This is a genomic window from Mycolicibacterium elephantis DSM 44368, assembly GCF_004014805.1.
Lineage (GTDB): Bacteria > Actinomycetota > Actinomycetes > Mycobacteriales > Mycobacteriaceae > Mycobacterium > Mycobacterium elephantis.
In genome coordinates this window covers 1-9,048 of record NZ_ATDN01000044.1, presented here as the reverse complement: position 1 = coordinate 9,048, position 9,048 = coordinate 1, and the positions used below count along the sequence as shown (strand labels likewise).

4 protein-coding genes and 1 pseudogene are annotated in these 9,048 nt (G+C 71.2%); 1 reads left to right on the top strand and 4 read right to left on the bottom strand.

Features of this window, described 5'->3' with window-relative positions; genetic code table 11:
* Positions 1-149 precede the first annotated feature (149 nt).
* Both nudC and MELE44368_RS21615 read right to left on the bottom strand, forming a co-directional pair.
* On the bottom strand, positions 150-1,082 hold the full coding sequence (nudC, locus tag MELE44368_RS21620; RefSeq protein ID WP_128110391.1) for an NAD(+) diphosphatase: 933 nt from the start codon (positions 1,080-1,082) through the stop codon (positions 150-152).
* Complete coding sequence (locus MELE44368_RS21615; RefSeq protein WP_128110390.1) at positions 1,079-2,158, bottom strand: potassium channel family protein; 1,080 nt, start codon at positions 2,156-2,158, stop codon at positions 1,079-1,081. Before MELE44368_RS21615 ends, nudC begins: the two co-directional genes overlap by 4 nt.
* A 45-nt stretch (positions 2,159-2,203) precedes the next feature.
* Between MELE44368_RS21615 and MELE44368_RS21610 the strand changes: the two are divergent.
* Positions 2,204-2,597 (top strand): annotated as a pseudogene (locus MELE44368_RS21610) (DoxX family protein).
* Here MELE44368_RS21610 and MELE44368_RS21605 read toward each other — a convergent pair.
* Together MELE44368_RS21605 and MELE44368_RS21600 are read right to left on the bottom strand one after the other, a co-directional pair.
* On the bottom strand, positions 2,594-5,851 hold the full coding sequence (locus tag MELE44368_RS21605) for an ATP-dependent helicase (RefSeq protein ID WP_128110389.1): 3,258 nt from the start codon (positions 5,849-5,851) through the stop codon (positions 2,594-2,596). The pseudogene MELE44368_RS21610 and the gene MELE44368_RS21605 overlap by 4 nt on opposite strands.
* On the bottom strand, positions 5,848-8,973 hold the full coding sequence (locus MELE44368_RS21600; protein ID WP_128110388.1) for an ATP-dependent helicase: 3,126 nt from the start codon (positions 8,971-8,973) through the stop codon (positions 5,848-5,850). The genes MELE44368_RS21605 and MELE44368_RS21600 overlap by 4 nt, the downstream gene beginning before the upstream one ends.
* Positions 8,974-9,048: the final 75 nt, after the last annotated feature.

Below are 9,048 nucleotides of genomic sequence, written 5' to 3'. Positions count from 1 at the left end.
ACCTACTTCCTCACGCCACGCCGTTCACAACCTGCCTGGTCATTACAGCTAGTCGGGGAACCGGCTCCGCGCCGAGATCGACGAGATGGCGAGATCTACTCGCACTTTCCCGCCCGTTTGTCCTTTCGGCGAGTGTGAATCTGGGCGAGTCAGTCCCGCGCGGCCCAGGATTCGATGATCTCCCTGGCGATCGAGATCGAACCGGGCAGCAGCAGCCGCGACGACGAGTCGCTGCTCCAGTCGCCCGCGTCGAGAGCTTCGCGAACCTCCGCGCGGGTGAACCAGGCCGCCTCGGCGATCTCGCCGTCATTGAACGAGAACTCCTGGTCGGGGTCGCCGATCGCGTGGAACCCGACCATCAACGACCGTGGAAACGGCCACGGCTGGCTGCCGAGATACTGCACGTTGGTCACCGTCAGGCCGATCTCCTCGGCGATCTCGCGCACGACGCACGACTCGAACGACTCCCCCGCCTCGACGAACCCCGCCAGCAGTGAGAACAGCCGAGGCGGCCACCCGGTCTGCCGAGCCAGCACCGCGCGGTCGTGTCCGTCGTGCACGAGGCAGATCACGGCCGGGTCGATGCGAGGAAACTCCTCGTAGCCGTTGGCCGGGTTGACCCGCGACCAGCCGGCCTTGGCCGGTTTGGTGGGCGCCCCGTCCAGCGCGCTGAACCGGGCGTTGTCGTGCCAGTTCAGCAGCGCGGTGGCCGTCGCCAGCAGCTGCGCGCTGACATCGTCGAAGATCTGACCGCCGCGGCGCAGGTCAAGCACCTCGGTTTTCAGGTCAGGATCGTCGGGCGCTTCCAGCGGCGCCCGAATCGCCCACACGTGCCTGCCGTCGTTGAGCCGGCCGAGAAAGACGGCGTCCTCCGGTGGCTTGTCGCCCAGGCCGGCGGTGTTGCCCAGCACCACGCTGCCACCGGAGATCAACACCTGGTTGCGACGGTCGACCCGCAGCAGCGCCGCATCGGCCCACCCGGCGATGGCGGCGTCGACGTCGGTGCGCAACGCGTCGGAGCGGTCCGCGCCGACACGGGACAGCAGCGGGATGTGGCGCAGCTGAAACCCATAGGCCGTCATCGGTCGGCGTCCGCGTTGCGTATGTAGAGCAGCCGGTCGCCGAGTTCGAGCGCATCCACTTCCGGGTCGTCGACGCGGATCAGCTTGTCGTTGCGTACCACGCCGAGCACAATGTCGGTCTGGTGCCGCGGCGACCCGCCGGCCTCTTTCGGGGTGACCTCGCGTTCGGCGATCGCGAAGCCGCGGTCCGGCGTCAGCAGGTCCTCCATCATCTCGACGACGCTGGGTGTCTGCACCGCGACGCCCAGCAGCCGGCCCGCGGTCTCGGCGGTCACCACCGTGGAATCCGCACCGGACTGTTTGAGCAGATGCTCGTTGTCGGTTTCCCGCACAGCGGCGATGATCTTGGCCTTCGGCGCCAGCTCGCGTGCGGTGAGCGTGACCAGCGCCGCGCTGGCGTCGCTGTTGGTCGCCACGATGATCGCCCTCGCGTGCTGCGCGCTGGCCAGCCGCAGCACTTCTGAGTCGGTTGCGTTGCCGCGCACGGTGACCAGACCGGCGCTCTTTGCGCGTTCCAGCGCTGTCGGGTCCTCGTCGACGACCACGATGTCGGCGGGCGCCACTTCGTCGCCGACCATCGCGGCCGCCGCGGTTCTGCCCTTCGTGCCGTAGCCGACGATCACGATGTGGTTGCGCACCTTGTTCCTCCATCGCTGGATTTGGTAGACCTGCCGCGACTGCGTGGTGAGCGTTTCGACCGTCGTACCGATCAGCACGATCAGGAACGCGACCCGCAGCGGAGTGATCACTAGGACGTTGACCAGCCGGGCGCCGGGGGTGACCGGCGTGATGTCACCGTATCCGGTGGTCGACAACGACACCGTCGCGTAGTACAGGCAGTCCAGGAACGACAGGCCCTCACCCTGGACGTCGCGGTAACTGTCGCGGTCCACGTACACGATCAGCACCGCCGCGAACAGCGCCAGCAACGCATAGATGACCCGCACGGTGATGCGCCGCGCAGGGCTGACCGCTTCGGTCGGAATCTGCACCCTGTCGGTGAGGGCGTGCACCGGCCGATCGGCCAGCGAGTCGTCGAACCTGCGGAGCCGGCGCCGCAGTCTGCCTTCAGCCACGTGAATCGGTCACCGCTGCGAGTGAGCGCACGCCATTATGTAACCATGACGTCTCCCCCTCCCGAGCTGCAGCGGCTCGCCAACCCGGCCCCGGCCTACCGGATGGCGGCGATGCTGCTCGGTGTGGGCAGCCTGCACTTTCTGACCCCCAAGCCGTTCGACGAGATCGTCCCCGCCGAGTTGCCAGGTAGCGCGGTTTTACACCTATGCGTCCGGCGTGGCCGAGCTCGCCACCGGAGCGTTGCTGCTGGCGCCGCGGACCCGTCGTCTGGGAGCGCTGGCCGCCGTCGCACTGTTCGTCGCGGTGTTTCCGGCCAACGTGAACATGGTGCGGCTGTGGAAGAACAAGCCGTTGGTGATGCGGGTCGGTGCGCTGGCCCGGCTGCCGCTGCAGGTCCCGATGGTCCTCGAGGCGCTCAAGATCTACCGCGACTCCTAGGCGGCGTGCGCCTCGAGCAGGCCCGCCAGCTCCTCGACGTCGGGAAGCCGCTCGGGTGCGACGGTCGTTCCCGTGCGCACGTAGTGGAACGCGGCGCGCACCGATTCCACCGGGCAGCCGTGTAGTTGCGCCCATGCCAGCCGATACACCGCCAACTGAACGGCCGCGTGCCGCTGGGCTTCCGGGGTGGCAGGCGGATCACCGGTCTTCCAGTCCACCACCGTCGCGCCGCCGTCGGGTTCGGCGAACACCGCGTCGATGCGGCCCCGCACCACCCGACCGCCGATCACCATGTCGAACGGCACCTCCACGTCCAGCGGCGTCCGAGCGGCCCACGGTGACACCGCGAACGTGGCCTGCAGTTCGGCGAGTTCGTCCATCACGCCGCTGTCGTGGTCAACCGCGCCGGGCAGGTCGTCCAGGTCGAACAACCGCTCGGCGTGATAGAACCGCTGCACCCAGTCGTGAAATGCGGTGCCCAGCAACGCGTGCGGATCCGGCCGGGCCGGCAGCCGGCGCCGCAGCCGCTGTGCCGCCGTGTCGGGGTCGCGGCCGAGTTCGACCATGGTGCTCACCGAGATCTGCGCGGGCAGCGACGGCGCGGGCCGGTCGGCCACGTGGTCGCGTTCGGCCAGCAGCGCGTCGACGTCGGATGCCCAGCCCTCGTCGGCGGCGGCGGACGCGGGCCGCAATGCCCCGCCCATCGCCTGCGCCACCAGCTCGGCACCCCGATCGACATCACTGCGCCGGGGGCCGGCTGGGTCAGCAGGCCATACGGCCTCGATCACCTTGTCCCGCAGTGGGTTCGGCTCGCCATCGGCAGGGACGGGAGCCCAGTGCTCGATGACCCCGCACGGGTCGCCGGCAGCGGTCGACTGGTCGATGATGTCCTTGAGTTCCTGCAGGAACTCCGACGGTCCGCGTGGCTTGGCCTCGGTGGGCCCCCAGTGATGACCCGACAGCAGCAGCGTGTCCTCGGCTCTGGTCAGCGCCACATACAGCAGGCGGCGTTCCTCGTCGATGCGACGCCGCTCGAGAAGCTTCTTGTGGTCGAAAATCTTGTCCGACAACTTTTTTCGGTCGTTCACGTCGGAGGTGTCCAGGACGGGCACGCCGTGTTCGGATGCGGTGGCTCGGTCGCCGCGCAGCAGCGGCGGCAGGTCACCGGCATCGGTGAGCCACGTGCGGGTGGTCCCGGTCGACGGAAAGACCCGGCCGCTGAGGTGGGGCACGGCCACCACCTGCCACTCCAGGCCCTTGGCCGCGTGGACGGTGAGGATCTGCACCCTGTCGGGGGCGACGGCGACCTCCGCGGGCGCCAGCCCGTCCTCCACCTCGGCGGCGGCATCGAGATAGGCCAGCAACCCGGACAGGGTCGCCGCCGGGCCTCCGGCGAAGTCGGCCACCACGTCGGCGAACGCGTCGAGGTGCTCGGTGCCCGACCATCCCGCCGAAACCGGCTGGCCCGCACGGGCTTCGACGTCGACACCGAGCACCCGGCGCACCTCGGCGACCAGCTCGGGCAGCGGATGCGACAGATGCGCACGCAACGCGGTCAGCTCGCGGCCCAACGCCACGATTCGGGCGTACCCGGCCGCCGAATACGCCGTCGCCGGACCCGGGTCGCAGATGGCGTCGGCCAGGCACGCCGTGTCGGCGTCGGGCGCCGCCTGCGCGACGACCCGCGCGACCACCCCGTCGTCGGTGCCCGCGCCGCCGTCGTCGAGGTCCACCGCGCGTCGCCACAGCGCCGCGATGTCGCGTCCCCCCAGCCGCCACCGCGGGCCGGTCAGCACCCGCATGGCGGCGCTGCCCGCGTTGGGCTCGGCAAGCAACCGCAACATGGCCACCACGTCGGCGACCTCGGGCACGTCCAGCAGCCCGGCCAGCCCCACCACCTCGACCGGGACACCGCGGGCGCTCAGCGCGTCGGCCATCGGCGCGGCGTCGGCGTTTCGGCGCACCAACACCGCGGCGGTCGGGGGTGCGGCGCCGTCGGCTCGTGACCGGTGGTAGATGCCTGCGACGTGGTCTGCCACCCACTCACGTTCGGCCACCACGTCGTTGAGCAGTGCGCACCGGATGGTGCCGGGCTCGGCGTCGGGGCGGGGGCGCAGGGTGCGCACCGCGACCGACCGTCGCCGCGCGTGCGCGGAGACCGCGTTGGCCAAATAAAGCGCACGCGGCGGGTTGCGCCAGCTGGTCCGCAGCTCCAGGGTCGGTGCGGGGGTGCCGTCCGAAAGCGGGAAATCGGTGGTGAACCGGGGCAGGTTGGTGGCCGACGCGCCGCGCCAGCCGTAGATCGACTGAATCGGGTCCCCGACCGCGGTCAGCGCCAGGCCGTCGTCGACTCCACCGCCGAACAGCGACGACAGCGCCACCCGCTGCGCATGGCCGGTGTCTTGGTACTCGTCGAGCAGCACCACCCGGAAGCGCTTGCGAAGTTGTTCGCCGACATGGGGAAACGACGAGGCCAACCGGGCCGCCGCGGCCATCTGCATACCGAAGTCCATGACCTTCTCGACGCGCATGCGTTGGTGCAGCGCGTCGATGAGCGGCACGAGCTCGGTGCGCTCGGTCTGGGTTGACAACAGCCGCAGCAGCCACTGGCTCGGTCCGCGGTCACGCTGGTACGGGCCCGCGGGCAGGGTGTGCACGAGCCGCGCCAGTTCGACATGGGTGTCGCGGAGCTGATCGGTGTCGACCAGGTGTTCGGCGAGTTGACCGGCCAGCCGCAACACCATCGACGTGATGGCCGCCGGCGTCTTGTCCGTCTCCAGCTCGAGATGCTCGCACACCACGCGAAACGCCAACTGCCACAACTCGGTTTCGCTGAGCAGTCGGGTTTCGGGCTCGACCGGCAGGAGCAGACCGTGCTCGCGTAGCAGGTTGCCCGCGAACGCGTGGTAGGTGCTGATGGTGGCCGGCTCGTCGTAGTCAGCGGGGCAGCCGCTTCCGGCCTCGGGCACCAGACCCGCCCCGGCCAGCCGCGCCAGCCGGGTGCGGACCCGTCGCTGCAGCTGCGCTGCGGCCTTTCGGGTGAAGGTCAGCCCGAGCACCTCCCCCGGCGCGGCGTAGCCGTTGGCGACCAGCCACACCACCCGGGCGGCCATCGTCTCGGTCTTGCCCGCCCCGGCGCCCGCGATGACCACGAGCGGTCCCGGCGGGGCGGCCATCACCGCGGCCTGCTCGTCGGTCGGCGGGAAAAGGCCCAGCCTGTCTGCGAGTTCGGCGGGGCTGTAGCGCTGCGTCATGACCGGCCACCCGTCGCCGCCTGGGCAGGGCACATCGCACGGACCGGGCAATGGCTGCAGCCGTCGTTGATGCGGGCGACGAACTGCGGCCCCTGGGTGTCCGCGGCGGCGCGGCGCACGGCGTCAAGCCACGCGGCGTGCGCGTCGGGAGTCAGCGCGTCCTGTTCCCGCTCGGACGCGCCCGAGGCGTTCGTCTTGCCGAGATAGACCAGGCGTCCGCCCCCGGGCGAATCTCCTTGGGACACCATGCCTTCGGCGATGGCCAGTTGGTACATCGCCAGCTGGGCGTGACGTTGCGCCTCGTCCTTGGTGACCGGGCTCTTGCCGGTCTTGAGGTCGACGGCCACCAGTCGGCCGGCGTTGTCGCGCTCGATCCGATCGACCCGGCCGCGCACCCGCACCTGCGGCCCGCTGTCGTCGCCGCCCGCGATGACCCCGTCGACGTCGACCTCGGTGCCGACCTCGGTCAGCTCTCGCCGGCTCTGCGCCCGCCACTGCAGGAACGTGGACAGCATCGACCGGTGGCGGTTGAGTTCGTTGCCGGCATACCACGCGGAGTCGAAGGGCAGCTTGTCCCAGACTTTCTCCAGTTCGTTGAGCATCTGGCTCTCGGACTTGCCCGAGTCGGCGACCAACGCGTGCACCAGTGAGCCGATCGCCGAGCGCACATCGCGGCCGTCGGTGCCGCCGTGGCGCTCGAGCAGCCAGCGCAACGGGCAATCGGTCAGGATCTGCAGTGTCGACGGCGACAGCGTGACGGTGTGGTCGCCGCACCACAGGGGTTCGTCGGTGGAGACCGGGGTCATGGCGTACCACTGCGCGGGGTCCGCGCCCGGCACCCCGGCGGCGGCCAGCCGAGCCAGTTGGGTTGCCGCGCAGGTGCGGAGGCGGTCGTCGACGGCGCCGTCGGGTGCGCACACGACCGCCCGCAGCCGGCCGACCAACGCCGCAGGGGTCAACAGCCGCGGCGCCTTGACCGGTGCCGTCTCGGCGGGAGCGTCTTCGGTGGCCATCGCGGCCAGCTCGTAGCAGAACGACGACGGCAGCATCGACTCTGCGCCGTTGTCGCTGTCGACCGCGGTGACCAACAGCCGGTGACGGGCTCGCCCCATCGCGGCGATCAGCAGCCGGCGCTCCTCGGCCAGCAGGGGCGCCCGCGTCGACAGCCCGCGCTCGTCGTGGGCCGCGACCCCGTCAAGGACGTCGACCAGCTGCTGAGTACCGAGCACCCCGCCGCGCGGGATGGTGTTGGGCCACAGTCCTTCCTGTATCCCGGCGATCACGACGAAATCCCATTCGCGGCCCAGGGCGGCGTGCGCGCTGAGCACGGCGACCGCCTCGGCGTCGCGCTCGTCCCGCGGGGCTGCCGGAGCCCCCAGCCCCGCCACGTGGTCGATGAGGCCCCGCAGCGACGCGCCCGCGGTGTGATTGACGTACTGCTCGGCGGCGTCGAACAGCGCGGTGACCGCGTCGAGGTCGCGGTCGGCCTGCGTGCCTGCGCTGCCGCCGCGTTCACTGGCGGTCAGCCAGCGCCGCTGCAGACCGGACCGGTGCCATGCCTGCCACAGGGTGTAGCGCGGATCCTTGCCTTCGTCGACGGTGCGGCGGGCCGCGGTCAACACCGCACGGATGCGCCGGATCGGGCGGGCCAGGTGGTCGGGCAACGCGTCGGTGCCGTCCTCGAGCGCCGCGACCAGTAGGTCGGAGAACGGGCGCGGCGGCCGGCTGCCGTCGGCGCGGCGCAGGGTACGGCGCAACTGCCGCAGCGATACCGGATCGACCCGGCCGATGGGCCCGGTCACCAGCGCGAGTGCCCGCTCGCCGTCGAGTCCGTGCGCGGTGGCGTCAAGCACCGTCAACAACGCCTGCACGGCGGGTTGATCGGCCAAAGCGACACCCGTGCCGGCCATCTCGACCGGCACGCCCGCGCCTTCCAGCGCCCGCGCCAGCGCGGCTCCGAGCCGCGGCACCGATCGCACGATCACCGCCATCTGCGACCAGGGCAGCCCGTCGACGAGGTGGGCACGGCGCAGCGCATCGGCGATGAGCGCTGACTCGGCGTGCGGTGAGGCGGCGATGCGCACGTGCACCGAGCCCGGCGCCTCCTCGGCGCCCGCCAGGCGCCGTCCCGGGTCCGCTCCGGGCAGCCGTCCCGCTATCGCGGTGACCGCCTCGGCGATCGCGGGCGCGCACCGATGCGACTGCGTCAACGTGATCGCCGGCTCCTCGCCGCGCAGCAGCGCGGGGTCGGCGCCGCGGTAGCCGAACACCGCCTGGTTGGGATCTCCTGCGACGACGGTGAGTTCGGCGCCGTCAGAGAGCACCCGCACCAGCCGGGCCGCCTGCGGATCCAGCTGCTGGGCGTCGTCGACCAGAAGCAGCTTCACCCGCGCCCGTTCAGCGGCCAGCAGGTCCGCGTCGGTGGCGAAGGCTTCCAGGGCCGCCCCGACGAGTTCGGCCGCGCCCAGCGCGGGGATGGTGGCCTGCGGCGCGGCCATGCCGACCGCGGAGCGCAGCAGCATGATCTGCTCGTAGGCCTGCGCGAACTGGCCGGCCGCCAGCCACTCGGGACGACGCGCTCGACGCCCGAGGCGTTGCAGCTCAACGGGATCCACGCCGCGCTCGGTGCAGCGCGCCAGCAGGTCGCGCAGCTCGGTGGCGAAGCCGGAGGTGGCCAGTGCCGGTCGCAGATGCGCCGGCCATGCCACCGCGGAGGCGTCGCCGTCCTCGAGATCACCTGCGAGCAGTTCGCGGATGATGCCGTCCTGCTCGGCGCTGGTGATCAGCCGCGGCGGCGGGTCGCCGTTGCGCTGGGCGGCCAACCGCAGCACCGCGAAGGCGTAGGAGTGCACGGTGCGGACCAGCGGTTCCCGCACGACCGCGCGGTCGCCGGCCTGCAGCAGCGCCGCCGTGACGGCGGCCCTGGCCTGGGCGCCGATCCGGGCCGAACCCGTCAGCAGCAGAACCGATTCGGGGTCCGTCCCGGCGGCGATGTGCGCGGCGGCGGTCCGGACCAGCAGGGTGCTCTTTCCGGTACCGGGACCCCCGATCACGCGGACTGCCCCGCGCATACCCGGTTCGGTGAGCGCGCCCGGCGTCAGTTCGGTGTGCGGTGCGGACATGAGGGAATGACACCACGGGGGTCTGACATTGATAATGGAAGAGCATTACCGCGCAGGTCGTGACTCTGGGTCCGA

Excerpts from the sequence above, each read along its gene's own strand:
- MELE44368_RS21600 (WP_128110388.1), bottom strand. The coding sequence starts at position 8,973 with ATGTCCGCACCGCACACCGAACTGACGCCGGGCGCGCTCACCGAACCG.
- nudC (WP_128110391.1), bottom strand. The coding sequence starts at position 1,082 with ATGACGGCCTATGGGTTTCAGCTGCGCCACATCCCGCTGCTGTCCCGT.
- MELE44368_RS21605 (WP_128110389.1), bottom strand. The coding sequence starts at position 5,851 with ATGACGCAGCGCTACAGCCCCGCCGAACTCGCAGACAGGCTGGGCCTT.